This window comes from Duganella rhizosphaerae (assembly GCF_040364205.1).
GTDB classification, from domain to species: Bacteria; Pseudomonadota; Gammaproteobacteria; order Burkholderiales; family Burkholderiaceae_D; genus Rugamonas; species Rugamonas rhizosphaerae.
Map to the genome: position 1 here is coordinate 457129 of NZ_BPWK01000003.1, position 22999 is coordinate 480127.

The 22999-nt window shown below is 64.1% G+C and carries 24 protein-coding genes; 6 read left to right on the plus strand and 18 right to left on the minus strand.

Going from position 1 to position 22999, the window contains the following annotated elements:
* Nucleotides 1-16 precede the first annotated feature (16 nt).
* The 3 genes from RUGAMON1_RS09325 (at nucleotide 17) to RUGAMON1_RS09335 (ending at nucleotide 1942) form a co-directional block, all read left to right on the plus strand.
* The gene (locus tag RUGAMON1_RS09325; RefSeq protein WP_445230239.1) at nucleotides 17-1246 is read left to right on the plus strand and encodes a M24 family metallopeptidase; all 1230 of its coding nucleotides are present in this window, start codon (nucleotides 17-19) and stop codon (nucleotides 1244-1246) included.
* An 85-nt stretch (nucleotides 1247-1331) separates the two neighbouring features.
* Nucleotides 1332-1586, plus strand: coding sequence for an AbrB/MazE/SpoVT family DNA-binding domain-containing protein (locus RUGAMON1_RS09330; RefSeq protein ID WP_445230240.1), 255 nt, complete (start codon nucleotides 1332-1334; stop codon nucleotides 1584-1586).
* The gene (locus RUGAMON1_RS09335) at nucleotides 1583-1942 is read left to right on the plus strand and encodes a type II toxin-antitoxin system PemK/MazF family toxin (protein ID WP_445230241.1); all 360 of its coding nucleotides are present in this window, start codon (nucleotides 1583-1585) and stop codon (nucleotides 1940-1942) included. The genes RUGAMON1_RS09330 and RUGAMON1_RS09335 overlap by 4 nt, the downstream gene beginning before the upstream one ends.
* Before the next feature lie 17 nt (nucleotides 1943-1959).
* On the opposite strand, the gene RUGAMON1_RS09340 is transcribed toward RUGAMON1_RS09335, so the two are convergent.
* The 13 genes from RUGAMON1_RS09340 to paaA form a co-directional block, all read right to left on the minus strand.
* On the minus strand, nucleotides 1960-2388 hold the full coding sequence (locus RUGAMON1_RS09340; RefSeq protein WP_445230242.1) for a hypothetical protein: 429 nt from the start codon (nucleotides 2386-2388) through the stop codon (nucleotides 1960-1962).
* An 80-nt stretch (nucleotides 2389-2468) separates the two neighbouring features.
* A complete protein-coding gene (gene paaZ / locus RUGAMON1_RS09345; protein WP_116991735.1) occupies nucleotides 2469-4514 on the minus strand; it encodes a phenylacetic acid degradation bifunctional protein PaaZ in 2046 nt (681 codons plus the stop codon).
* Between the two features lie 17 nt (nucleotides 4515-4531).
* Nucleotides 4532-5143, minus strand: a complete 612-nt coding sequence (gene paaY / locus RUGAMON1_RS09350; RefSeq protein ID WP_445230243.1) for a phenylacetic acid degradation protein PaaY — start codon at nucleotides 5141-5143, stop codon at nucleotides 4532-4534.
* 17 nt (nucleotides 5144-5160) lie between these two features.
* A complete protein-coding gene (gene pcaF, locus RUGAMON1_RS09355) occupies nucleotides 5161-6366 on the minus strand; it encodes a 3-oxoadipyl-CoA thiolase (protein WP_445230244.1) in 1206 nt (401 codons plus the stop codon).
* Between the two features lie 9 nt (nucleotides 6367-6375).
* The gene (paaK, locus tag RUGAMON1_RS09360) at nucleotides 6376-7686 is read right to left on the minus strand and encodes a phenylacetate--CoA ligase PaaK (RefSeq protein WP_445230245.1); all 1311 of its coding nucleotides are present in this window, start codon (nucleotides 7684-7686) and stop codon (nucleotides 6376-6378) included.
* Nucleotides 7687-7699: 13 nt separating this feature from the next.
* A complete protein-coding gene (paaI, locus tag RUGAMON1_RS09365; protein WP_445230246.1) occupies nucleotides 7700-8185 on the minus strand; it encodes a hydroxyphenylacetyl-CoA thioesterase PaaI in 486 nt (161 codons plus the stop codon).
* Nucleotides 8178-9770 (minus strand): 3-hydroxyacyl-CoA dehydrogenase PaaH, encoded by a 1593-nt coding sequence (gene paaH, locus RUGAMON1_RS09370; RefSeq protein WP_445230247.1) that lies wholly within the window; start codon nucleotides 9768-9770, stop codon nucleotides 8178-8180. Before paaH ends, paaI begins: the two co-directional genes overlap by 8 nt.
* Nucleotide 9771: 1 nt before the next feature.
* Nucleotides 9772-10563, minus strand: coding sequence for a 2-(1,2-epoxy-1,2-dihydrophenyl)acetyl-CoA isomerase PaaG (paaG, locus tag RUGAMON1_RS09375; RefSeq protein ID WP_445230248.1), 792 nt, complete (start codon nucleotides 10561-10563; stop codon nucleotides 9772-9774).
* Nucleotides 10564-10583: 20 nt separating this feature from the next.
* Nucleotides 10584-11663: a 1,2-phenylacetyl-CoA epoxidase subunit PaaE gene (gene paaE / locus RUGAMON1_RS09380; RefSeq protein WP_445230249.1), complete on the minus strand. Its 1080-nt coding sequence runs from the start codon at nucleotides 11661-11663 to the stop codon at nucleotides 10584-10586.
* A 7-nt stretch (nucleotides 11664-11670) separates the two neighbouring features.
* Nucleotides 11671-12228, minus strand: coding sequence for a 1,2-phenylacetyl-CoA epoxidase subunit PaaD (gene paaD, locus RUGAMON1_RS09385; protein ID WP_445230250.1), 558 nt, complete (start codon nucleotides 12226-12228; stop codon nucleotides 11671-11673).
* 9 nt (nucleotides 12229-12237) lie between these two features.
* Nucleotides 12238-12990, minus strand: a complete 753-nt coding sequence (gene paaC, locus RUGAMON1_RS09390) for a 1,2-phenylacetyl-CoA epoxidase subunit PaaC (RefSeq protein ID WP_445230251.1) — start codon at nucleotides 12988-12990, stop codon at nucleotides 12238-12240.
* 23 nt (nucleotides 12991-13013) lie between these two features.
* A complete protein-coding gene (paaB, locus tag RUGAMON1_RS09395; RefSeq protein WP_020701068.1) occupies nucleotides 13014-13298 on the minus strand; it encodes a 1,2-phenylacetyl-CoA epoxidase subunit PaaB in 285 nt (94 codons plus the stop codon).
* Between the two features lie 10 nt (nucleotides 13299-13308).
* On the minus strand, nucleotides 13309-14295 hold the full coding sequence (paaA, locus tag RUGAMON1_RS09400) for a 1,2-phenylacetyl-CoA epoxidase subunit PaaA (RefSeq protein WP_116991758.1): 987 nt from the start codon (nucleotides 14293-14295) through the stop codon (nucleotides 13309-13311).
* A gap of 177 nt (nucleotides 14296-14472) precedes the next feature.
* Here paaA and paaX point away from each other — a divergent pair, with 177 nt between their 5' ends.
* Complete coding sequence (gene paaX, locus RUGAMON1_RS09405; protein ID WP_445230252.1) at nucleotides 14473-15399, plus strand: phenylacetic acid degradation operon negative regulatory protein PaaX; 927 nt, start codon at nucleotides 14473-14475, stop codon at nucleotides 15397-15399.
* Here paaX and RUGAMON1_RS09410 read toward each other — a convergent pair.
* Genes RUGAMON1_RS09410 through RUGAMON1_RS09420 form a run of 3 tightly spaced genes read right to left on the minus strand, consistent with a single transcriptional unit; the run spans nucleotide 15396 to nucleotide 16545 of the window.
* Nucleotides 15396-15692: a DUF2442 domain-containing protein gene (locus RUGAMON1_RS09410; RefSeq protein WP_445230253.1), complete on the minus strand. Its 297-nt coding sequence runs from the start codon at nucleotides 15690-15692 to the stop codon at nucleotides 15396-15398. The two genes, paaX and RUGAMON1_RS09410, sit on opposite strands and share 4 nt — an antisense overlap.
* A complete protein-coding gene (locus RUGAMON1_RS09415; RefSeq protein ID WP_445230254.1) occupies nucleotides 15664-15903 on the minus strand; it encodes a DUF4160 domain-containing protein in 240 nt (79 codons plus the stop codon). The genes RUGAMON1_RS09410 and RUGAMON1_RS09415 overlap by 29 nt, the downstream gene beginning before the upstream one ends.
* A gap of 27 nt (nucleotides 15904-15930) precedes the next feature.
* Entirely contained in the window at nucleotides 15931-16545 is a 615-nt protein-coding gene (locus tag RUGAMON1_RS09420; RefSeq protein ID WP_445230255.1) for a PEP-CTERM sorting domain-containing protein, read from the minus strand.
* Nucleotides 16546-16775: 230 nt separating this feature from the next.
* On the opposite strand from RUGAMON1_RS09420, the gene RUGAMON1_RS09425 reads away from it, so the two are divergent.
* Entirely contained in the window at nucleotides 16776-17906 is a 1131-nt protein-coding gene (locus RUGAMON1_RS09425) for a M14 family metallopeptidase (RefSeq protein ID WP_445230256.1), read from the plus strand.
* A 97-nt stretch (nucleotides 17907-18003) separates the two neighbouring features.
* Nucleotides 18004-19116: a hypothetical protein gene (locus RUGAMON1_RS09430; RefSeq protein ID WP_445230257.1), complete on the plus strand. Its 1113-nt coding sequence runs from the start codon at nucleotides 18004-18006 to the stop codon at nucleotides 19114-19116.
* 18 nt (nucleotides 19117-19134) lie between these two features.
* On the opposite strand, the gene pmbA is transcribed toward RUGAMON1_RS09430, so the two are convergent.
* Both pmbA and ltrA read right to left on the minus strand, forming a co-directional pair.
* Entirely contained in the window at nucleotides 19135-20487 is a 1353-nt protein-coding gene (gene pmbA, locus RUGAMON1_RS09435; protein ID WP_445230258.1) for a metalloprotease PmbA, read from the minus strand.
* Nucleotides 20488-20605: 118 nt separating this feature from the next.
* On the minus strand, nucleotides 20606-22309 hold the full coding sequence (gene ltrA, locus RUGAMON1_RS09440; RefSeq protein ID WP_445230259.1) for a group II intron reverse transcriptase/maturase: 1704 nt from the start codon (nucleotides 22307-22309) through the stop codon (nucleotides 20606-20608).
* Nucleotides 22310-22999: the final 690 nt, after the last annotated feature.

The following is a 22999-nucleotide window of genomic DNA, read 5'->3' on the forward strand; positions in this document are numbered from 1 at the left end:
TTCAGGGATTATAAAAATGACTATTGGCGGAAAAACCATAGAAGAGGCCTTGGCCTCGCTGTCCGACATGACCGCAGGCGCGGTCCCCATCGGCAAGGATGAACACCTCCAGCGCCTGGCGCGCGCGCAGGCTTACATGCGCGACCAGGGCATCGCGGCGATCTATGTCAACGCCGGCTCCAACATGACCTACTTCACCGGCACCAAGTGGCACGCCAGCGAGCGCATGGTTGGCGCCATCCTGCCGGCCAGCGGCGCGGTGGAGTACATCGCGCCCGCTTTCGAAGAGAGCACGCTGAAGGACTTCATGAAGGTCGAGGGCAACGTCAATACCTGGCATGAGCATGAGAGCCCGTACCAGCTGTTCATCGATACACTCAAGCGCATGGGCATCGCGCCGGCCGCTGCGGGCGGCGTCGCGCCGCGCGTCGGCATCTGCGAAAGCGCGGCTTTCTTCATCTACGACGGCATCCGTCCGCTGGCCGATGGCTACGCGTTGGAAAACGCCAGCAAGGTCACGGCGCACTGCCGCACCCGCAAGTCCGCCAACGAGATCGCGCTGATGCAGCGCGCCAAGGACATGACGCTGGCCGTGCACGTGGCCACCGCCAGCATGCTGCGCGAGGGGATCACCACGGTCGAAGTGGAGGAGTTCATCAACCGCGCGCACCGCAAGGTCGGCGCCTCCGGTTCCTACTTCGTGATCGTGCTGTTCGGCGAGGCGACCGCCTATCCGCACGGTGTGAGTTATGTGCAAACGTTGCAACCGGGCGACACTGTGCTGATCGATACAGGCTGCAAACTGCACAACTACATCTCCGACATCACGCGCACCTATGTGTACGGCGAGATCAGCGAGCGTCAACGTTCGGTGTGGAACAGCGAGAAGGCGGCGCAGCTGGCGGCCTTCAATGCGGCGCAGCTGGGCGTGCCGTGCGAGCAGGTGGACATGGCCGCGCGCCGTTCGCTGGAGGCGGACGGTTTTGGTCCCGGCTACAAGCTGCCAGGCCTGCCGCACCGCACCGGCCACGGCATCGGCCTCGATATCCACGAGTGGCCGTATCTGGTCGGCGGCGACAAGACGCCGCTGGACGTGGGCATGTGCTTCTCGAACGAGCCGATGATCTGCATCCCCGGCGAATTCGGCGTGCGCCACGAGGACCATTTCTACATGACCGAGAACGGCCCGAAGTGGTTCACCGAACCGGCGCACAGCATCGACGATCCGTTCGGCCTGCACGCTTGATCCTTCGCAAGCAAGGTAATACTATGTTTGACGGCTGCTTTTCAGCGGCCTAGTCTTACATGGTATTACTTTGATTGGAGGAATCGTGGAAACAGAAGCCACCATACGCCGCCAGGGAAATTCCATCGGAGTGGCTCTGCCGCCGGCCATATTGCGTCTCATGGGTTTTGCGGTAGGCCAGACGGTATCGCTACAGGCAACTCCCGACGGCTTGCTCATCAAGGCAAAGCGCTCACGCCTGACAGCTGCGGAACTCAACGCCCAATGTAATCCCAAAGCGCCTATGCCGGACGATCTTCAAGCGTGGGAAAACATGCCGCCTGTGGGCTCCGAACGATGAAACGCCGCAGTCCCCGACAGGGCGATATTTACCTCATATCGATGGATCCCACGGTCGGCACGGAGATCCATGGCATGCGACCGGCACTGGTGCTATCCAACGCCGAGTCCAACAAGCAAGGGCGTGCGCTGATGGCGCCCATTACGCAAGGGGCAAACCTCGACCGGGTTCGGGGCTGGGCAACCACGTTGATGGGAACCGGCACCCGAACCCAAGGCGCAGCGATCATCAATCAGGCCCGTTTTCTCGACTATGTGGCGCGCAAGGCAAAGTTTGTCGAAGGGACGCCAAACGAGGTCTCGGACGACGCCATGGCAAGACTGTTAGCAGCATTGAGCACCGAAGCGGAAAATTGAGCCCGCGCGGGCCGCGACTACGCCTGAATGCGTTTCAGTATTCGATAAAAGCGCAGCGGGAAGGTAACGGGCATCTCGCCGTTTTCGGCGCGCCCCAGCACGACCGTGCCGGCGATCCAGGGGAATTTGTGTTTTTTGTTGTTGAACACTTGCCCCTGCGCCGTTTCTTCGCCTGCCTCATAGCCGAGTTGCGCGATGCGGCCCAGGAAGGCGGCGCGGCCATCGGCCAGCACCCAGCCGCGCGCCGGTATATTCTCGATGGCCTGCCCCAGCGTAAAGCCGATCACTCCCAACAGCACGATACGCACCGCGCCAAGCACGCTCCAGCCGTTCGGAAGTTGTACCGCCACGCTGACGACCAGCATGACTACAGCCAGCAATAGCCAGCCGCGCGGGTAGCGCCAGGGGGCGAAATCGAAGGAACGCTTGGTGATGGTGGACGCCATGTTGGTGTACGCAGTAGCAAAGAGAACAGCATTCTGCGCCGCCGCGCCGGGAAAATCCAGTCCCCGGCGCGGCTGTTACCTTAGGCGCGTTTCATCACCAAGGTCAGGATGTCGTAGCTGGCCACCAGCTCGTCGTTCTGGTTGGTCACCTGCACATCCCACGCGACCACGCCCTGGCCCACGCCTTTGTCGTCGGTGCGGTTGCGGTCCACTTTGCGCTTGCAGGTCAGGCGCGCGCGGATGGTGTCGCCGATCGCCACCGGCGTGATGAAGCGCAGGTTGTCCAGGCCGTAGTTGGCCAGCACCGGACCAGGCGCCGGCGAGACGAACAAGCCGGCAGCGGCCGACAGCACGAAGTAGCCGTGCGCGATGCGCTTGCCGAACTGCGTGTCCTTGGCGGCGATGTCGTCGAAGTGCATGTAGAAGTAGTCACCGGAGACGCCGCCGAAGTTGACGATGTCCGCTTCGGTCACGGTGCGGCGGTGCGTCAGCAGCGAGTCGCCCATCTTCAGGTCTTCGAAGTAGCGGCGGAACGGATGGACTTCGCTCTCCTGCACTTTGGCGCCGCGCACGTATTCACCGGTGACGGCGGCCAGCATGGTCGGCGAGCCTTGCACCGCGGCGCGTTGCAGGAAGTGGCGCACGGCGCGGATGCCGCCCAGCTCTTCACCACCACCCGCGCGGCCAGGACCGCCGTGCTTCAGTTGCGGCAGCGGCGAGCCGTGGCCGGTCGAATCGACCGACGCTTCACGTTCCAGTATCAGCACGCGGCCATGCGAGGCGGCGGCCATCGGCACGGCGTAGGCGGCGGTGGCCGGGTCCTTGGTCACCAGCGTGGAGACCAGCGAACCCTTGCCGCGCGCAGCCAGCGCCAGCGCTTCGTCGATGCCGTTATAGCTGATGATGGTGCTGACCGGACCGAAGGCTTCGATATCGTGCACCGCATCGTTGCGCATGCCGTCGCGGCACAGCAGCAGCGTCGGCGAGAAGAAGGAGCCGTTGGCGACGCCGTCGCCGACCAGCTTGAAACCGTCGCGTTCACTGAACAGCACTTCGTTGCCGCGCGCGAGCAGCTCGACCCGCTCCGCCACATCGCGCTGCTGGTCCTTGGATGCCAGGGCGCCCATGCGCACACCTTCCACCGAAGGGTCGCCGATGCTGACTTTGGCCAGACGCTCGCGCAGGCGCGTGCCGACGGCGTCCACCATATTTTCCGGCACGATGATGCGGCGGATGGCGGTACATTTCTGGCCGGCCTTGCCGGTCATCTCGCGCGCCACCTCCTTGACGAACAGGTCGAACTCGACGTCGTCCGGCGTGACGTCCGGCGCCAGGATGGCGCAGTTGAGCGAATCCGCTTCGGCGGTGAACGGCACCGAGTTGGCGATCAGGTTGCGGTTGGTGCGCAGCTTGGCGGCGGTATCGGCCGAGCCGGTGAAGGTGACGACGTCGGCGCCGCCCAGGCGATCCAGCAGGTCGCCGGTGCTGCCGATGACCAGTTGCAGCGCGCCTTCCGGCAGCAGGCCGGAATCGTTCATCATGCGCACCAGCGCCTCGGTAAGGTAGCTGGTGGCGGAGGCAGGCTTGCCGATGCACGGCATGGCGGCCAGAAAGCTGGGCGCGAATTTCTCCAGCAGGCCCCAGATCGGGAAGTTGAAGGCGTTGATGTGCACCGCCAGGCCGCCACGAGGCACCAGGATGTGGGTGCCGGAGAAGCCGCCGTTCTTACCCAGCGCCATGGCCGGACCTTCGTGCAGCACATTCGACGACGGCAGCTCGCGGCTGCCCATGCTGGCGTAGGCGAACAGCGTGCCGGTGCCGCCTTCGATGTCGACCCAGCTGTCGGCGCGGGTGGCGCCGGTCAGGTGCGAGATCGCGTACAGTTCTTCCTTGCGGCTGGCCAGGTACAGCGCCAATGCCTTCAGGCGCGCGGCGCGCTGCTGGAAGTCCATCTTCATCAGCGCCGGCACGCCGGTCTTGCGGGCGTAGGTGACGGCTTCGTCGAAGTCGATCTTCTCGGCGTGGGTGTGGTAGATCAGCGCGTTGTTCAAGGCGCTGTGCAGCGGCGCAGAGGCTTCGGCGCCTATCCATCGGCCGCCGATCCAGCTTTGCAGGGTTGATGCCATGTTTATCTCTCCGTTGATTATGCTTGGGCGTTCTTATGCAGGTGCAGCGGCAGTGAGCTTTCCCACTCGACGCGCTTGCGGTCCGGTTCCACTTCGGTCAGCGCTTCCACTTCGCGCATGGTGTTCATGGAGCGCACCGCCAGTTCCTGATACTGGCCGGTGCCCTCGGTCTTCCATTTGATCTCGTCGTCGCGCAGTTCGCGCACCACCTTGGCCGGCGTGCCGACCACCAGGCTACGCGGCGGAACCTGCATGCCGGCGCGGACGAAACTCATCGCGGCGACGATGCTGTCGGCGCCGATGACGGCATTGTCCATCACAACGCTGTTCATCCCGACCAGCGCGTTGCGGCCGATGCGGCAGCCGTGCAGCACGGCGCCGTGGCCGATATGGCCGTCGCGCTCGACCACCGTATCGGCACCGGGGAAGCCGTGCATGACGCAGGTGTCCTGCAGGTTGGCGCCCTCTTCCAGGATCAGGCGGCCGAAGTCGCCGCGCAGCGCGGCCAACGGACCGACGTAGCAGCGCGGGCCGACGATGACGTCGCCGATCAGCACCGCGCTGGGATGCACGTAGGCGGTCGGATGGACCACCGGCGTGACGCCATTGATTTCGTAGACTTTGACCATGTCGGCGCTCCTGCGCTTTACACGCGTTCGATGACGAGGGCGATCCCCTGCCCGACGCCGATGCACATGGTGCACAACGCGTAGCGGCCGCCGGTGCGTTCCAGCTGGTTCAGCGCCGCCAGCACCAGCCGCGCGCCGGATGCGCCCAGCGGATGGCCGATGGCGATGGCGCCGCCGTTCGGGTTGACGTGCGCCGCGTCGTCGGCGAGGCCGAGGTCCCGCGTGACGGCCAGTCCCTGCGCGGCAAAGGCTTCATTCAATTCGATCACGTCCATCTGCTCGATGGTCAGGCCAACCTGCGCCAGCACCTTCTTCGATGCCGGCGACGGGCCGAAGCCCATGATGCGCGGCGCCAGGCCGGCGGTCGCCATGCCCAGCACGCGGGCGCGCTTGCGCAGGCCGTACTGCTCGGCGGCGGCGGCCGATGCCAGCAAAATTGCGCAGGCGCCGTCGTTGACGCCCGATGCATTACCGGCTGTGACGCTGCCATCCGGCTTGACCACGCCCTTCAACTTGGCCAGCATCTCGACCGTGGTGTCCGGACGCGGATGCTCGTCGGTGTCGACGATCTTCGGATCACCTTTTTTCTGTGGCAGCGTGACCGGCACGATTTCGTCCTTGAACACGCCGGCCGCGTGGGCGGCGGCCCAGCGCTGCTGGCTGCGCACCGCAAACGCATCCTGGTCGGCGCGGCTGATGCCGAATTCCTGGGCGACGTTTTCGGCCGTCTCCGGCATGCTGTCGATGCCGTACTTGGCCTTCATCAGCGGATTGACGAAACGCCAGCCAATGGTGGTGTCCTCGATCTTGGCGGCGCGTGAGAATGCGCTGTCGGCCTTGCCCATGACGAAGGGCGCGCGCGTCATGCTTTCGACGCCGCCGGCGATCACCAGCTGCGCTTCACCGGCCTTGATCGAGCGCGCGGCGATGCCGACAGCGTCCAGGCTGGAGCCGCACAGGCGGTTGATGGTGTTGGCCGGTACGTCAACCGGCAAGCCGGCCAGCAGCGCAGCCATGCGGCCGACGTTGCGGTTGTCCTCACCGGCGCCGTTGGCGCAGCCGTAGTAGACGTCATCGACCTTGGACCAGTCGACGCCGGGATTGCGGGCGATCAGCGCGGCGATGGGCAGCGCGGCCAGGTCGTCGGCGCGCACGCCGCCGAGGGCGCCGCCGTAGCGGCCGAATGGGGTGCGGATGGCGTCACAGATGAAAGCGTCGTTCACGGAATCTCCTTAAGTTTTTGGGCGCTGGTCGACCACGCGGCGGGCCTTGCCCGTCAGCGTACGTTCGATGCCGTTGGGGGCCAGCAGGCGCACCTTGGTGGTGACGCCGACATAGGTCTTGATGTGGTGCTCAAGCTCGCGCGCCAGCGCTTCGGTCTCGCTGTCGGCAACGCCCGGCCGCAGCTCGGCCAGCACGTCCAGTTTGTCGAGGTGGCCGTCGCGGCTGATCACCAGCTGGTATTGCGGCGCCAGCTTGGGCATCTTGAGTATCAGTTCCTCGATCTGCGAAGGGAACACGTTCACGCCGCGGATGATCAGCATGTCGTCCGAGCGGCCAGTGATCTTGCCGATGCGGCGCATCGTCCGCGAGGTGGCCGGCAACAGCCGCGTGAGATCGCGCGTGCGGTAGCGGATGATGGGCAGCGCTTCCTTGCTCAGCGAGGTGAATACCAGCTCGCCCTCTTCGCCATCCGGCAGCACTTCGCCGGTTTCGGGGTCGATGATCTCCGGGTAGAAATGGTCTTCCCAGATGACCGGGCCGTCCTTGCTCTCGATGCACTCGCTGGCGACGCCGGGGCCCATCACTTCGGACAGGCCGTAGATGTCCACCGCGTCGATGCCGGCGCGCTGTTCGATCTCGCGGCGCATGGCGTCGGTCCACGGCTCGGCGCCGAAGATGCCGACCTTGAGCGAGCTGGCGGCAGCATCCAGGCCCTGGCGCTGGAACTCCTCGATGATGTTCAACATGTACGACGGCGTGACCATGATGATGGACGGCTTGAAGTCCTGGATCAGTTGCACCTGCTTTTCGGTCTGGCCGCCGGACATCGGGATCACCGTGCAGCCCAGTCGTTCGGCGCCGTAGTGCGCACCGAGGCCGCCGGTGAACAGGCCGTAGCCGTAGGAGATATGCACCATGTCGCCGCGACGGCCACCGGCGGCGCGGATCGAGCGTGCCACCACATTGGCCCAGGTGTCGATGTCGTTCTGCGTGTAGCCGACCACGGTCGGCTTGCCGGTGGTGCCGCTGGAGGCGTGCACCCGCACCACCTGGTCCTGCGGCACGGCGAACATGCCGAACGGGTAGTTGTCGCGCAGCTCCTTCTTGCCGGTGAAGGGAAACTTGGCCAGGTCGGCCAGCGTGTGCAGGTCATCGGGATGGACACCGGCGGCGTCGAACGCGGCGCGGTAGTGGGCGACGTTGTCGTAGGCGTGCTTGAGCGACCACTTCATGCGTTGCAGTTGCAGCGCTTGCAGTTCGTCCTTGCTGGCGCGTTCGATCGGTTCCAGATCGGACGGCGCGGGTATGCGTTGAACCATCGGTGTCTCCTCTTTACTCGGCGTGCTGCGGCACAGGAACGATATGTCCGCTGACGCGGTGCGATTTCCCCCGGAACAGCGCGACGGTGCGGCCGTCCTGGTTGGTCACCTTGACGTCGTAGACGCCGCTCTTGCCGGCCAAAGCCTGCTCGGTCGCGTCGGCGGTCAGCACGTCGTGCAGGCGCGCGGGCGCGAGGTAGTCGATGGTGCAGCCGGCGCCCACGGTGGTCAGATTATGGCTATTGCAGGCGAAGGCAAACGCGCTGTCGGCCAGCGTGAAAATGAAGCCGCCGTGGCAGCTGCCATGGCCGTTCAACATGTCGGCGCGCACCGGCATCGACATGCGGGCGTAACCGGGAGCGATGGCGTCGATCTTCATGCCCAGGCCCTGCGAGGCGGGGTCGCTTTCGAACATGGCGGCGCCGACGGCTTGCGCCAGCGCCTGCGCTTCCTCGGCGTTGAGCGAGGACGCGGTGACCAGAGTCGCGGTCTTAGTCATGGAAGCGCCCTCCTGCTGCCTGCTTGCGGCGCAGCAGCGGCGACACGCGATAGCGGTCCTCGCCATAGCCTGCGGCCAGGTTGGACAGCACGGCGACGATCTGGCCGCTGCCTATCGCATCTGCCCAGGCCAGCGGGCCGCGTGGATAGTTGACGCCCTTCTGCATGGCGATGTCCGCAGCTTGCGCGTTGCAGACGCCCTGGTTGACCGCGTCCGCCGCCTCGTTGGCCAGCATGGCGACGGTGCGCATGACGGCCAGGCCGGGCACGTCGTCCAGCCGCGTGACGGTGAAGCCGGCCGCCTGGAACAGGCCAACCACGGCGTTGAAGGCCGCAGGCGAGCATTGATCCGAGCAACTGACGGCGATGCGCTTGGCGGTGGCATAGTCCAGCGCCAGGTCGAACAGCACCGTGTCCGGATGATGGCTGTCGTGCGCGCGCTGGGTGGCGCTGCGGCCGTCGGTCAGGTAGACGGCGGCGCCGTTGCAGTGGAACGCCGGCGCGTCGTCGGTGCCGGCGGCGTGGCTGCGCGCTTCCGGCGTCTTGCGGTGCGAGATGTTGATGCCGGAGGCGCGCAGGCGCGCCGCCAGCGCGTCGCAAACCGCGCCGCCGACCGCATGCGACGGGCCGACCGCCGCACCCGGCTCGATGGTGTAGCTGACGAATTCCGGCTTCGGCTGCGCGGCTTCCGCCTGCGGCTGTGCCATCGCGGGGGCGGCGTCGCCGTAGTGGTAGAAGCCCCGGCCCGATTTACGGCCGAGGAAACCCGCATTGACCATCTCCTGCTGCAGCACCGACGGCGTAAAGCGCGGATCGTTGAAGTAGGCGCCGAACACCGATTGCGTGACCGAGAAATTGACGTCATGGCCAATCAAGTCCATCAGCTCGAAGGGCCCCATGCGGAAGCCGCCGCAGTCGCGCATGACGGCGTCGATGGTGGCGGCGTCGGCGGCCTGCTCGTTGAGCAGGCGCCAGCCCTCGGCGTAGAACGGCCGTGCCACGCGGTTGACGATGAAGCCCGGTGTGGACTTCGCGTGCACCGGCTGTTTGCCCCATGCGGCGGCGGTGTCGTACACGGTTTGCGCGACGGCGGCGTCGGTGGCCAGGCCGCTGATCACTTCGACCAGCGCCATCAGGGGTACCGGATTAAAGAAGTGCATGCCGACCAGCCGCGCCGGCAGGCGCAGCTTGGCGGCGATGGCGGTGACCGAGATCGAAGAGGTGTTGGTGGCGAGGATGCAGTCGTCGGCGACGATGGCTTCCAGCTCCGCGAACAGGCCGCGCTTGACGTCGAGGTTCTCGACGATGGCTTCGACCACCAGCGCGGCGTCGGCGATATCGTTCAGTGTGACGGCCGCCTGCACGCGGGCGATGGCGGCGGCGCCGTCGACGGCGCTCATGCGCTCCTTGGCCACCAGCTTGTTCAGCGCGGCGGCGATGTCGGACATGGCCTTGGCCACCGCTTCCGGCCGGGTGTCGAACAGTTTGACGGTGTAGCCGGCGACGGCGGCCACCTGCGCGATGCCGGCGCCCATGGCGCCGCTGCCGATGACGGCGACCGCGCGGTCGGTGTGGAGAGCTGCCATCTTATTTCCCCTTGAATTGCGGTGCGCGCTTTTCCATGAAGGCGGCGACGCCTTCGCGGTAGTCGTCGCTGCGACCCAGTTCACTCATCATTTCGCATTCCAGCGCCAGCTGCTGTTGCAGCGAATTGTGCGGGCTGCAATGCAAGGCTTGTTTGGTGAAGGCCAGACCCTTGGTCGGCGCGGTGGCGAAGTGGCGCGCCATGGCCTGCGTTTCGGCGGCCAGTTCGTCGTCCGGCACGGCCTTCCAGATCAATCCCCAGGACTCGGCCTTTTCGGCGCTGAGTTTATCGCCCAGCATGGCCAGGCCCATGGCGCGCGCGCTGCCGATCAGGCGTGGCAGGAAGTAGGTGCCGCCGGTGTCGGGGATCAGGCCAAGCTTGCAGAACACTTCGACGAAGGACGCGGATTTTGCGGCCAGCACGATGTCGCAGGCCAGCGCGATGTTGGCGCCGGCGCCGGCGGCCACGCCGTTGACGGCGCAGATCACCGGCATCGGCAAGGCGCGCAGCGCCAGCACCAGCGGGGCGTAGTTCTTTTCCACCGAGTCGCCCAGGTCGACCGGACGGGCGCCCGGCTCCACCGACCGGTCCGACAAATCCTGGCCGGCGCAGAAACCGCGGCCGGCGCCGGTCAGCACCATCACGCGCACGGCCTTGTCGTGGCTGATCTTGTGCATGGCGTGGCGCACTTCCTCGTGCATGGCCTGGGTGAAGCTGTTGAGCTTATCGGGTCGGTTCAGCGTCAGCGTGGCGACGCCGTCGGTGATGTCGAAGAGGATGTTCTCGTAGTTCATGGCGTCTCCGGTGGGATGTTTTATTCGGCCTGGTCGAAGTCGATGACGACTTTGTCGGTGATGGGGAAGCTCTGGCAGCTCAGCACATAGCCGCGCGCGATTTCGTAGTCTTCCAGCGCGTAGTTGACGTCCATGTCGACTTTACCTTCGAGCAGCTTGCAGCGGCAGGTCGAGCACACGCCGCCCTTGCAGGAGTAGCGCATGTCGATGCCGGCCTTGAGGCCCGCGTCGAGCAGCGATTCCTTGTCCTGGTCCATGGTGAAGCTGGTGGCGTTGCCGTCCAGGATGACCGTGACTTCGGTTTCATGGCGGCCCGCTTGCGGATCGACCGCGCGCGGCTTGTGCTGGTGCTTGGGAATGCTGGCGGCGAACAGCTCGATCTTGATCTGCGACTTCGGCATGCCTGCTTCCTGCAGGGCTTCCGAAACGCCGAGCATCATGTCTTCCGGGCCGCAGATGAAGGCGACGTCGATGTCCTCCACCCACACCCAGTGTTTGAGGAATTGCGCGGCCTTCTCCTTGGTGATGCGGCCGTTGAACAATTCGATGTCCTGCTGTTCGCGGCTCATCACGTAGGCCAGCTTGAGGCGCTCCATGTAGGTGTCCTTCAGGTCGGACAGTTCGTCCTTGAAGATCACCGACGACGAGGCGCGATTGCCGTAGAAGAGCGTGAAGCGGCTGTGCGGTTCGGCCGCCAGCGTGGTCTTGATGATCGACAGGATGGGCGTGATGCCGCTGCCGGCGGCGAAGGCCAGGTAGTGCTTGTGGTTGGCGGCGTCCAGCGGCACGTTGAAGTGGCCCATCGGCGGCATCACGTCGAGCGTGATGCCGGGCTTGATGGTGTCGTTGGCCCAGCTGGAGAACAGACCGCCCTGGGTGCGCTTGATGGCCACGCGCAGCGCGCCCTCCTGCACGGCGGAGCAGATCGAGTACGAGCGGCGCACGTCCTCGTCGCCGATCTGGGCGCGCAGCGTCAGGTGCTGGCCTTGCTGAAACTTGAAGCTGTCTTGCAGCTCGGGCGGCACGGCGAAGGTGACGGCGATGGTGTCGCGCGTTTCATTGCGCACTTGCGAGACGGTCAGCGGGTGGAATTTGCTCATGATCTTTTTAGTGGCACTTGAAGTAGTCGAAGGGCTCGCGGCAGTCCAGGCATTTGTACAAGGCCTTGCAGGGCGTGGAGCCGAACTGGCTGGTGATTTCGGTGTGGTGCGAGCCGCAGTTGGGACAGGCCACCGTCAGGCGCGGCTGCGCGCGGCGCGAGATGGCGGCCAGCGCACCCGCTGCGCCGGCGCCCGCGCGCAGGCCGCTGATGTCGATCACTTGCTGCGCCGGCGGAGCGATGCCGTAGCCTTGCAGCTTGGCCTTGCCCGCTTCGCTCATCCAGTCGGTGGTCCAGGCGGGCGACAGCTGGTTTTGCAGGCGCACGTCTTGCAGGCCGTGTGCGTGCAGCGCCTCGGTGATGGCGTCGGCGATCACCTGCATCGCAGGGCAGCCGGAATAGGTCGGCGTGATGGTGATGGTACAGGCGCCATCGGCGGCCAGCTGCACGTCGCGCACGATGCCCAGGTCGACGATCGAGATGACCGGGATTTCGGGGTCGGAGACCTCGCCCAGCCAGGCCCAGACCTGGGCGGCGGCGGGAGCGTTGATGGCGGCGGCGATCATGGCGAGTTCTTACCAGGTGGCGCCGGGATAGGCGCGCTGCAGGAACTGCATCTCGGCCAGGATGTAGCCCAGGTGCTCGCTGTGGCGACCTTGCTTGCCGCCGCTTTGCATCCAGGCGTCGGCCGGCGGCATGGTCAGCGTGGCTTCGGCCAGGATCTCGGCCACGTGCGCCAGCCATTGCGCGCGCAGGTCGGCGGCGGCTGGGGCCACGCCTTCTGCCACCATCGATTCATCGATGGCGTCGTAGGCGAACACCTCGCCGCTGTACATCCACAGTTCATTCACGGCCGCTTGCGTCTTGGCGTGGCTGACGTCCGTGCCGTCGCCCAGGCGCACGATCAAGTCACCGCTGCGGCGCAGGTGGTAAGTCACTTCCTTCAGCGATTTCTCGGCGATGGCGGCGATGCGCGTGTCGCTGCTGCGCGTCAGGCCGACGATCAGGAAGTAGTGCCAGGCGTCGAAGAAGAACTGGCGCACCATGGTGTCGGCGTAGTTGCCGTTCGGCTGCTCCAGCAGCAGGCAGTTCTTGAAGTCGTGGGCGTCGCGGTGGTAGGCCAGCTTGTCTTCGTCGCGGCCGGCGCCTTCCAGCTCGCCGGCGTACTCGTACCACAGGCGGGTCTGGCCCAGCAGGTCCAGCGCGACGTTGGTCAGCGCCATGTCCTCTTCCAGCGCCGGGCCCTTGCCGCACAGCTGCGACAGTTGCTGGCTCAGGATCAGGGCGTTGTCACCCAATCGCAGTAAATAATTTACCTTGTTTTGCACAGGGTTTTCCATGACAGCCTCGCTTACAGGTTTTTGACTTCTTCCGGCATCGGGAAGAAGGTCGGGTGGCGATACACCTTGCTGTTGGACGGTTCGAACAGCGCGCCCTTGTCGCCAGGGCTGCTGGCGACGATGTCGGCCGCGCGCACCACCCAGATGCTGACGCCTTCATTGCGGCGAGTGTAGACGTCGCGCGCGTTGTTGACCGCCATTTCGGCGTCCGGCGCGTGCAGGCTGCCGACGTGTTTGTGCGCCAGCCCGTGCTGGCTGCGGATGAATACTTCCCACAGTGGCCATTCTTTGCTCATCTTGATCTCCTTATGCTGCCTTGGCGGTGGCGTGTTTGTCGGCGTGTGCGACCAGGGCTTCGCGGAACCAGGCGCCGTCGTCCCAGGCCTTGACGCGGGTGCGCAGGCGCTCGCGGTTGCACGGGCCGTTGCCCTTCAGGACGTTGTGGAACTCGCTCCAGTCGATGGCGCCGAATTCGTAGTGGCCGGTGTCGGCGTTGAATTTCAAATCCGGGTCGGGCACGGTCAGGCCCAGGTATTCGGCTTGCGGCACGGTCTGGTCGACCATGCGCTGGCGCAGTTCGTCGTTGGAGAACAGCTTGATGCGCCATTGCGCCGACTGCGCGCTGTTGACCGATTCCGCGTCGGACGGGCCGAACATCATCAGCGACGGCCACCACCAGCGGTTGAGCGCATCCTGCGCCATCGCCTTCTGTTCCGGCGTGCCTTTGGCCAGCGCCATCATGATGTCGTAGCCCTGGCGCGCGTGGAAGGATTCCTCCTTGCAGACGCGGATCATGGCGCGCGCATACGGGCCGTAGGAGCAGCGGCACAGCGGGATCTGGTTGATGATGGCCGAGCCATCCACCAGCCAGCCGATCGCGCCCATGTCGGCCCACGACAGGGTCGGGTAGTTGAAGATGCTGGAATACTTGGCCTTGCCGCTGTGCAGGGCGGCCAGCAGCTCGTCGCGCGACACGCCCAGCGTCTCGGCGGCGCTGTACAGGTACAGGCCGTGGCCGGCCTCGTCCTGGATCTTGGCCAGCAGGATGGATTTGCGTTTCAGCGTGGGCGCGCGGGTCACCCAGTTGCCCTCGGGCAGCTGGCCGACGATTTCCGAGTGCGCGTGCTGGGAAATTTGCCGGATCAGGGTCTTGCGGTAGGCGTCCGGCATCCAGTCCTTGGCCTCGATCTTGACGCCGTCGTCGATGCGGGCCTGGAAGGCGCGCTCGTCGGCGGCCATGTCGTCCGCCGTGCGGACCGTGCTCAGGCCCGTCTCCACCATTTGTGCATACATCGCTGTCTCCTCATCGCTGATCATTCAATAATACGATACATATTTTTCTTTGACTACGTTTTTTTTGAATCAGATCAAATATCAGTATCCCATCGGCAACGACGGTGAAATAAATGCTGCGCCGATGGTCAGGCAAAGTAAACTCTTGTTTGTGTGTATAGAAAGAGATGTCTGCCCATGAATTGCAACGACTGGATAACCGGATTTTTGGCCAGCGACCCGCCGCGCTCGAAATCGCTGGTGGTGACCATCTTCGGCGACGCCATCGTGCCGCACGGCGGCATGGTGTGGCTGGGCAGCCTGATCGAGCTGCTGGCGCCGTTCGGCGTCAACGACCGGCTGCTGCGCACCTCGGTGTTCCGGCTGGCGCAGGAAGGCTGGCTGGGGGCGCAGCGCGACGGCCGCCGCAGCTCGTACGCGATCACGCCGCCGGCGATGACACGCTTCGTGCACGCCTACCGCCGCATTTACGCGCCGCTGAATGTGCACTGGGACGGCAGCTGGACCCTGATCCTCAACGGCGACGGCGCGCTCAACGCGGCCGAGCGCAGCGCGGTGCGCAAGGAGTTGCTGTGGGAAGGCTATAGCGTGATCGCTCCCGGCATCATGGGCCATCCGGCGGCCGACGGTCCGGCGCTCGACGAGCTGCTCAAGCGGCTGGGGGTGGAAGGCAAGCTGTTCGTGGTGCAGGGCAAGTCCATGCGCCAGGTCAGCGGCCGGCCGCTGAGCGACCTGGTGGCCAACGGTTGGGACCTGAGCGGCGTGGCGCAGGGTTACGAGCAATTTATCGCGCAGTTCGAGCCGCTGTTGGCGGCGGTACAGGCGGCCGAAGCGGAAGGCGGATTGCCGCCGCAGCAAGCCTACGTGGTGCGCACGCTGCTGATCCACGCCTACCGCCGGGTGCAGCTGCACGATCCGCAACTGCCGGTCGAGCTGTTGCCGACGCCGTGGCCGGGCGCGCTGGCCTACGAGCTGACGCGGGCCATCTACCTGGCCGTCTACGCGGCGGCCGAGCAGCACATCGACGCCACGCTGCGCCGCGAGGACAGCGAGGCCCCCGCCGCCGAGCCGGCCTTCTTCGACCGCTTCGGCGGTCTGGCTTAACGGCGGGCCGGCGTCACCGCGGCGAGCAGCGGAAACGCGGCCGGGTCGCGCAGCGAGTCGACCGACAGGTCGACGTCCAGCGCCGGCCAGTACAGGTGATCGACGCTGGGGCGCTGCACGTCGTCCAGTTGCGCCAGCGTGGCGCCGGCGAACCACGGGAAGTCCGCGTAGGCCGCGTATAATTTTTCATTGCCCAGATCGACCCAGAAGCCGTGCGGCGAGATGTCGAGGATGCGGACTTCGCCGGCCCGCTCAGTGGATGACTCAGTGGATGAAATAGGTACGCCAGACATTTTGCATCTCCAGTTGGTGCGCGGCGACAAACCGCGCAGCCGTTTGCAACTGCTGCGCCGACAGGCCGGTATGCCATGCCAGCGCGACCTCCGGCTCCAGCCAGAATTTCGCCGTGCCGTCCAGGTGAGACACGTGCACGTGCATCCGGGTTTCCTCGCGCGAGAAAAAGAAGTAACGGAAGCCGGCTTGGCGGAACAGCGTGGGGGTCATGGAGATTGTACTCCTGCAGCAGCTACCTCAGTCTGGCGAAGCCGGCGGCATAAGGGAGCCGCGCCGGCGTTTGAGCGCCGGCGGCGCGCGGCGCAGCAACGCCCAGCCCGCCCAGCCGATCAACAGCAACGCCGACGTGGCCGGTTCGGGAACGGGGATGGTACTGCCAAACCCATGGTCAAACTCGCGGAACACTTGCCCGCCGGTGACCGAGACATCCTCGCCAGGCGGATCGAGAAATCCTAGTTGTTGCTCTTGCGCGGCGGTCAGGAACTGATGCGCGCCGCTGCCGGTCCCCTCCAGGCCCGGCGCGCCGGCGATGTAGAAGAACAGGTCGTTGGAGGGGTCCGATTTCAGGAAGAAGCGGATCAGGTAGACGTGAGGCACCGGGAAGTCGCTGCCGTACTCGGCCTGGGCATTGCTATTGTCATAGGTGCGCCCGTCCAGTGAGCCCGGCGAGGTGACGATGTTCAAGAAATCGATATGTCCGGCGTCGAAGGTGAAGGCGCCGTTGGCCGCCGCCCCATCCTTGAAGACGGCGTTATGCAGGAAATAGATGACGCCGGCGTGGGCCGGCGTGGCGCCCCATAACGTCAGCGCCAGCAAGACGCACCGCACGATGCGCTGGTACAGGATATTCATAAGTTGCCTCCAGGGTTAAGTTGAACTTCCCTTGGGCAGACGCAGAAAATATGCCCGCCATGGCCGCGACGCGGTTTGCCTGTCACATCAAACACTTAGCGCATGGGCCGGGCGCGCGTCGGCCCGCGTTGTAAAAGTTACCGGCAGTGCCCGACACGACCCTGTATCATGTCGCCACTGCGCCACAAGCGCAAACAAACTTCTTACATAGAATTTACCGGGATTCAGCCATGTCTATCAAAATCAGCCAGCAATTCGACGCCGGCGCCATCGAGGTCCTGCGTGCCGACGATCCGGCCGCCATCGACCTGAACATCCGCAAGGATTCGCACGCCGACATCACCCAATGGTTTTATTTCCGCGTGCAGGGCGCGCAAGCCACGCCGCTGGCGCTGCGCTTCCTGAACGCCGGCACCGCCGCCTACCCTGACGGCTGGAAAGACTACCAGGCCGTCGCCAGCTACGACCGCGACAACTGGTTCCGCGTGCCGACCACCTATGACGGCACGGTGATGACCATCAACCACACGCCGGAATACGACAGCGTCTACTACGCCTATTTCGAACCGTACTCGTGGGAGCGCCACCTGTCGCTGCTGGACAACGCGCAACTGTCGCCGCTGGTCAAGCTGGTCGACCTGGGCAACACCATCGACGGCCGCGACCTGAACATGCTGGTGATCGGCGATCCGGAAGCGGAGCAAAAGGTCTGGGTCATCGCCCGCCAGCATCCGGGCGAGACGATGGCCGAGTGGTTTGTCGAAGGCATGGTCGAGGCGCTGCTGGACCCGGCCAACCCGTTCGGCCGCCAGTGCCTGAAGGAAGCCGTGTTCTACGTGGTGCCGAACATGAATCCGGACGGCTCGGTGCGCGGCAACCTGCGCACCAACGCGGCCGGCGCCAACCTGAACCGCGAGTGGCTGAACCCGACCATGGAACGCAGCCCGGAAGTGTTCCTGGTCAAGAACAAGATGCTGGAAATCGGCTGCGACCTGTGCCTGGACATCCACGGCGACGAAGGCCTGCCTTACGTGTTCGTGGCGGGCAGCGAATCGCTGCCGACCTTCACGCCGGACCAGGAAGAAGCGCAACAATACTTCATCGACAATTTCCTGATCGCCAGCCCGGACTTCCAGGACGAGTACGGCTACGGCGAAACGCCGTACACCGACGAAACCCTGACCATGGGCTCGCCGCACATCACTCACGCCTTCGGCTGCCTGTCGCTGACGCTGGAGATGCCGTTCAAGGACAACGCCAACGATCCGGATCCGGAAACCGGCTGGAACGGCGCCCGCAGCGCCGAACTGGGCAAGTCGGTGTTGCAGCCGGTGCTGCAATCGCTGCTGGCCCAGCAGTAAGCTGAGCCCTTCCCTGCGGTGCGACAAAGTCGCCGCCGCAGGGAAAAATACACTGGACCTCATCGGCGCACCCGCGCGCCGCGACTGGAGGTTCAGCATGAATACCCTGACTTGGAAACGCCGCGCGCTGTTGCTGATCGTGCTGATGCTGTGCGCCTGCACCACGCCCTACCGTCCGCCGCAGCTGCTGGACGCGGGCACCACCTTCCCCGGCCTGATCGACCTGGCCGCCGGCACCCAAGGCAAGAGCGCCGACGTGCTGCTGGTGCACGGCATCTGCACCCATGACGCCAGCTGGGCCGGCGTGGTGGTGGGCCAGCTGATGCAGTCGCTCACGGCAGCGAGCAGTTCGTCGTCCGCCCACGCCGCCGCCGGCGGACCGCAGGTCCAGATCGTCTCGTCCAACGTCCAGACGCCCGCCGGCCGCCTGCGTTTCGACGCCCTGATCTGGTCGCCGCTGACCACCGCCCTCAAGCGCCAGCTGTGCTATGACCAGACCGGCAAGTCGTCCATCTGCGAAGGCGGAGCGCCGTTCACGTCCACCCGCGCCCGTCTCAACGCGCGCTTCAAGGATGGCTTGATCGACGATTGCCTGCCCGACGCGCTGGTCTACCAGGGCGTGGCGCGCGACGACATCCAGCGCCGCATGCGCGATGCGATCCTGCAAGTGCTGGACGCCGGCGACGCCGCGTCCGAGGTACCGCTGGTGGTGATTTCGCATAGCATGGGCAGCAAGATCCTGTTCGATACCCTGCTGCGCATGACGGAGGAAGCGCCCGGCTCGCGCGCGGCGCTGGTGGCGCAAAAGGCGGTGGATCGCCTGCGCTTGCTGGTGATGGCGGCCAACCAGATACCCTTGCTGTCGCTGGCCGACCAGCAGATAGCCACGGCGCCGCTGGCCCCGGCCGCGCCCGACAGTCTGCAACGGCTGTTGCAAAAGCGGCTGGCGGTGCAAGGGGCGGCCACCGACCGGCGCCTGACGCTGGTGGCGTTCACCGATCCCAACGACCTGCTGTCGTACACGCTGCAATCGGAAAAATATGCGCGCCAGGGCGTGACGGTCTACAACATCCTGGTCTCCAACGCGAGCACCTACTTCGGCCTGCTGGAGCGCCCCGACTACGCCCACCTGAACTACCTGACCAACCCCGACGTCGGCCGCCTGGTCGCCTGCGGGCTGCCGTCCAGCGCGCACTGCAAGCGGGAGTAAAGTTGAAATGACCAGCGATCAGCCGCCGGCCACCACCATGTTTTCGATCAGGATGGAGCCGGTCTGCTTGGTGCCGCGCACCAGCACGTCCGCGCCGACGGCGACGATCTGCGCCAGCATGTCCTTCATATTGCCGGCGATGGTGATCTCCTCCACCGGATACTGGATCACGCCGTTCTCGACCCAATAGCCCGACGCGCCGCGCGAGTAATCGCCCGTCACGTAGTTGGTGCCCTGGCCCATCAGCTCGGTCACCAGCAGGCCGGTGCCCATCTTGCGCAGCATGGCGGCGAAGTCGTCGCCCTTCTTCGTCAGCGACGAGGTCAGCGACAGGTTGTGCGAGCCGCCGGCGTTGCCGGTGGTCTTCATGCCCAGCTTGCGCGCCGAATAGGTCGACAGGAAATAGCCCTGCACCACGCCATCCTTGACCACGTCGCGCTTGACGGTGCGCACGCCTTCCTCATCGAACGGCGCCGAGCCGACGCCGCCGACCACATGCGGGTCTTCCTTGATCTGGATATGTTTCGGCAGCACCTGCTTGCCCAGCGAGTCGAGCAGGAAGCTGGACTTGCGGTACAGCGCACCGCCCGAGGTCGCCTGCACGAAGGCGCCCAGCAGGCCGGCCGCCAGCGGCGCCTCGAACAGCACCGGGCAGGTGCGGGTGTCGATGGTGCGCGCGTTCAGGCGCGCCAGCGCGCGCTCGGCGGCGTAACGGCCGATCGCTTCCGGCGCCGACATCTGCTTGGCGTCGCGCACCGAGGTGTACCAGTCGTCGCGCTGCATCTTCGAGCCCTTGCCGGCGATCATCGCCACCGACAGCGTGTGGCGCGAGTACGGATAGCCGCCGATGAAGCCGCGCGAGTTGGCCGCCACGAAGTGCGACTGCTGCACGTGCACCCCGGCGCCTTCCGAATTGGTCACGCGCGGATCGACTTCGAAGCCGGCCGCCTCGGCGCGCTGCGCCAGCGCCACCGCGTCGGCGGTCGAGATATCCCACGGATAGAACAGCTTCAGGTCGCGCGGCGCCATTTCCAGCTGGTCGGCGTCGGCCAGGCCGGCGCAGTCGTCGTCCGAGGTGAAGCGGGCGATGTTGTAGGCCGCCTCCACCGTCGCCTTCAGCGCGGCTTGCGAAAAGTCCGAGGTGCTGGCGTTGCCGCGGCGCTGGCCGATGAACACCGTCACCCCCATGCCCTTGTCCTTGTTTTGCTCGATGGTCTCGATTTTGCTCTTGCGTACCGACACCGACAAGCCGCTGCCTTCGCTGATTTCGACGGCGCAATCGGTGCCGCCCTGCTCCTTGGCGAACGCCAGCACATCGCGTGCGAGCTGCTTCAACTGGTCCTGGGTGTGGGTAAAATGGGTATCGCTCATGGGCTGTAATCTTCGGGTGGCCGCGGTGGGTAGGAGAAGCCCGTTACCGAGTCTCTCCCCCCTTAGAACCGTGCGTGCGACTTTCACCGCACACGGCTCAAGCATAACTAAAAAGCTTCTATACAGAAGCCGGCTTAACAACTTTCAAACCAAGGCTATGAACCTTAGCATGGCATGTGGGATGCAGCAACACTCGATTTCCTAAGGCATCGGAGCCGCCATCCATACGGTATTTTATATGGTGATCGTGCCATCCGGTGTCCATGTCCATCTCCTGCATGCAATAAGCGCACATGCCACGTTGATCGGCGAACAGTTTAGCCCATTCTCTTTGATAACGCATTCTATGTAGCATGCGCTCTTGTCGAAGGGCTTCGCCGTACTCCTCCCAACTGGGATCATAGGGGTTATAGGCGCCTTTGACCTTCTTGTGGCGCACTATCGGCGTATCTGCGAGATTAATCAGCTCCACCAGCCCTTTTGATCCGGTCTTGCTAAGGTAATTCACAGCAAACACCCAACTCCGGTCGCCTACTGCGCGCCAATACTTCCGGTAGCGCCATTCGGCATTCTTTGTGGGATGTCGGCGTTTCGCCCATCGTCTGAGACGCCAGTTAATGAGCGAGTCCATGCGGCTGAACGTTTGCTTGGCAACGACCGGACTGTGATACTCAGCCCAGCCGCGCAGCACCGGATTCAACACTCGGATCAGGTCCTCCTGTCGATAACCTAGACCGTCGCCAACGATATTCCTCAGCTTTTCGTAGAACGCTTTCACGTTCTTCCTACTGGGCTTGATCAGCAGCGTTCCCGAGTACTTCCGGAAATTCCACCCAAGGAAATCGAATCCCTGATCAATATGGATAATACGAGTCTTGGCCGCCGAGAATCGCAATCCGCGTTCCGCGAGAAACGCTTCTACCCATGGCTTGACTTCATTTTCGAGCAGCTCTTTTGAAGCTCCCGTCACGACAAAGTCATCTGCATACCGTATTACCCCCACTTTCAGTTTTCGGGTTTGGTTCACTCCCATCCTTGCTTCCAGATGCGAGATCAGACCACCTTCCAAACCGTTGAGCGTCCAGTTTGCCAATGCGGGACTAATGATGCCGCCCTGCGGCGTTCCCGTGATGGTGGCCGATAACTGCCCCCGGTAAACCACACCGGACTTCAACCACCTGTGCAGGATCGACTTGTCCGTACAGACATGATCGATCATCCATTGATGATTGATGTTGTCGAAGAAGCCTTCAATATCCGCATCCAATACCCATTGGGCCGAGGCTTTCTGGGACATCTTGACGAATATCTGCGACATCGCATCGGCGGTACAGCGGTTTTTCCTGAACCCGTAAGAGTTCGGATCGCTGACCGTTTCCAGCACGGGATCAAGCGCAAGCAGGTAAAGCGCCTGCATGGCCCGATCCCGCATGGTCGGGATGCCCAGGGGACGTTCCTTCCCATTTGACTTGGGAATAAAGACCCGCCTTAAAGGCAGGGGTCTATACCGATGCTTCTTCAACATGGCAATGGCCGTGAATTTCTGCTGGGGTGTGCTCCACAACTGGCGATCCACTCCAGCAGTACGTTTGCCTTGGTTTTCAGTCACTCGTTTGACTGCCAGTGCTTTCTCACTAAACGAATGAGTCAGCATCCGTTGCAAGGCCTTCACCCTGCGCCAGTTGCCTTCTTGTGCCGCCTTCGCTAAACGGAACTGTATGACCCTCACGTTCCCTTGAACCCGGCTCCAGTCTATCGATAGCCAGTCCGCTGGAAAGTGCGAGGACGCAGGACTCATCGAACTACCATCAGTCTCTTTCATGCTGAACCTCGTATAGTGAACCCATTCGAGGACGCACGCCTCCCCCGAAGGGAAGCTGGCCCCTTCAGGGTGGTTGAGAAAAACTACTTGAGTCGATATAGTCGCCTGGCGACTGTTACACCAGATGGAAGTGGGCCCCCTTTCAGGTCAGGGCAAATTCTGAACCCCTATCTGATCCATTACAGACCAGCATTCGCTTTCTCCATCCTCCCATACCCGCTCCTTCGACAGCGCTCCTTGCGGATAGCCTGCCTCCCTTGCGATGTTCAGCAAGATTAGGCGAAGAATCGGGCTTACCACGTTCCCTGCAATTCCGACGCATTCCAACCGCAACGCGCCTAACCGTTTAGGGTCGATCTATCCCCCGGCGACAAGCTGACGACGTGCACTTAGTTTTAACAAGGACATCCTGTCGCGCACCATTTTTGGTTTAGGCCAACAGCAGCTTGGGCCTATCGATAATTACGAGGGTTCAGACGATCGTTCATATGCATTACCCTTGCGGCATTCACCTAGCCTCTTAACCGCCTTGCTGCTGGCAGTATCTACCGCTCCATTCACATGAAGACGGCACCGCAGACGCGGGAGTCCATTGTTCCCAAGGCTTCACACCCTGCCGTTACCGGCAACGCATGCTTGGGTAGATGACGGATGGTCGTACATCCGGTCATGGCATCGTGAACGATGTAG

Coding starts and splice junctions, on each gene's coding strand:
- RUGAMON1_RS09325 (WP_445230239.1), top strand. CDS start 17: ATGACTATTGGCGGAAAAACCATAGAAGAGGCCTTGGCCTCGCTGTCC.
- RUGAMON1_RS09335 (WP_445230241.1), top strand. CDS start 1,583: ATGAAACGCCGCAGTCCCCGACAGGGCGATATTTACCTCATATCGATG.
- RUGAMON1_RS09340 (WP_445230242.1), bottom strand. CDS start 2,388: ATGGCGTCCACCATCACCAAGCGTTCCTTCGATTTCGCCCCCTGGCGC.
- paaZ (WP_116991735.1), bottom strand. CDS start 4,514: ATGGCATCAACCCTGCAAAGCTGGATCGGCGGCCGATGGATAGGCGCC.
- paaY (WP_445230243.1), bottom strand. CDS start 5,143: ATGGTCAAAGTCTACGAAATCAATGGCGTCACGCCGGTGGTCCATCCG.
- paaK (WP_445230245.1), bottom strand. CDS start 7,686: ATGGTTCAACGCATACCCGCGCCGTCCGATCTGGAACCGATCGAACGC.
- paaI (WP_445230246.1), bottom strand. CDS start 8,185: ATGACTAAGACCGCGACTCTGGTCACCGCGTCCTCGCTCAACGCCGAG.
- paaH (WP_445230247.1), bottom strand. CDS start 9,770: ATGGCAGCTCTCCACACCGACCGCGCGGTCGCCGTCATCGGCAGCGGC.
- paaG (WP_445230248.1), bottom strand. CDS start 10,563: ATGAACTACGAGAACATCCTCTTCGACATCACCGACGGCGTCGCCACG.
- paaE (WP_445230249.1), bottom strand. CDS start 11,663: ATGAGCAAATTCCACCCGCTGACCGTCTCGCAAGTGCGCAATGAAACG.
- paaD (WP_445230250.1), bottom strand. CDS start 12,228: ATGATCGCCGCCGCCATCAACGCTCCCGCCGCCGCCCAGGTCTGGGCC.
- paaB (WP_020701068.1), bottom strand. CDS start 13,298: ATGAGCAAAGAATGGCCACTGTGGGAAGTATTCATCCGCAGCCAGCAC.
- paaA (WP_116991758.1), bottom strand. CDS start 14,295: ATGTATGCACAAATGGTGGAGACGGGCCTGAGCACGGTCCGCACGGCG.
- paaX (WP_445230252.1), top strand. CDS start 14,473: ATGAATTGCAACGACTGGATAACCGGATTTTTGGCCAGCGACCCGCCG.
- RUGAMON1_RS09410 (WP_445230253.1), bottom strand. CDS start 15,692: ATGTCTGGCGTACCTATTTCATCCACTGAGTCATCCACTGAGCGGGCC.
- RUGAMON1_RS09415 (WP_445230254.1), bottom strand. CDS start 15,903: ATGACCCCCACGCTGTTCCGCCAAGCCGGCTTCCGTTACTTCTTTTTC.
- RUGAMON1_RS09420 (WP_445230255.1), bottom strand. CDS start 16,545: ATGAATATCCTGTACCAGCGCATCGTGCGGTGCGTCTTGCTGGCGCTG.
- RUGAMON1_RS09425 (WP_445230256.1), top strand. CDS start 16,776: ATGTCTATCAAAATCAGCCAGCAATTCGACGCCGGCGCCATCGAGGTC.
- RUGAMON1_RS09430 (WP_445230257.1), top strand. CDS start 18,004: ATGAATACCCTGACTTGGAAACGCCGCGCGCTGTTGCTGATCGTGCTG.
- pmbA (WP_445230258.1), bottom strand. CDS start 20,487: ATGAGCGATACCCATTTTACCCACACCCAGGACCAGTTGAAGCAGCTC.
- ltrA (WP_445230259.1), bottom strand. CDS start 22,309: ATGAAAGAGACTGATGGTAGTTCGATGAGTCCTGCGTCCTCGCACTTT.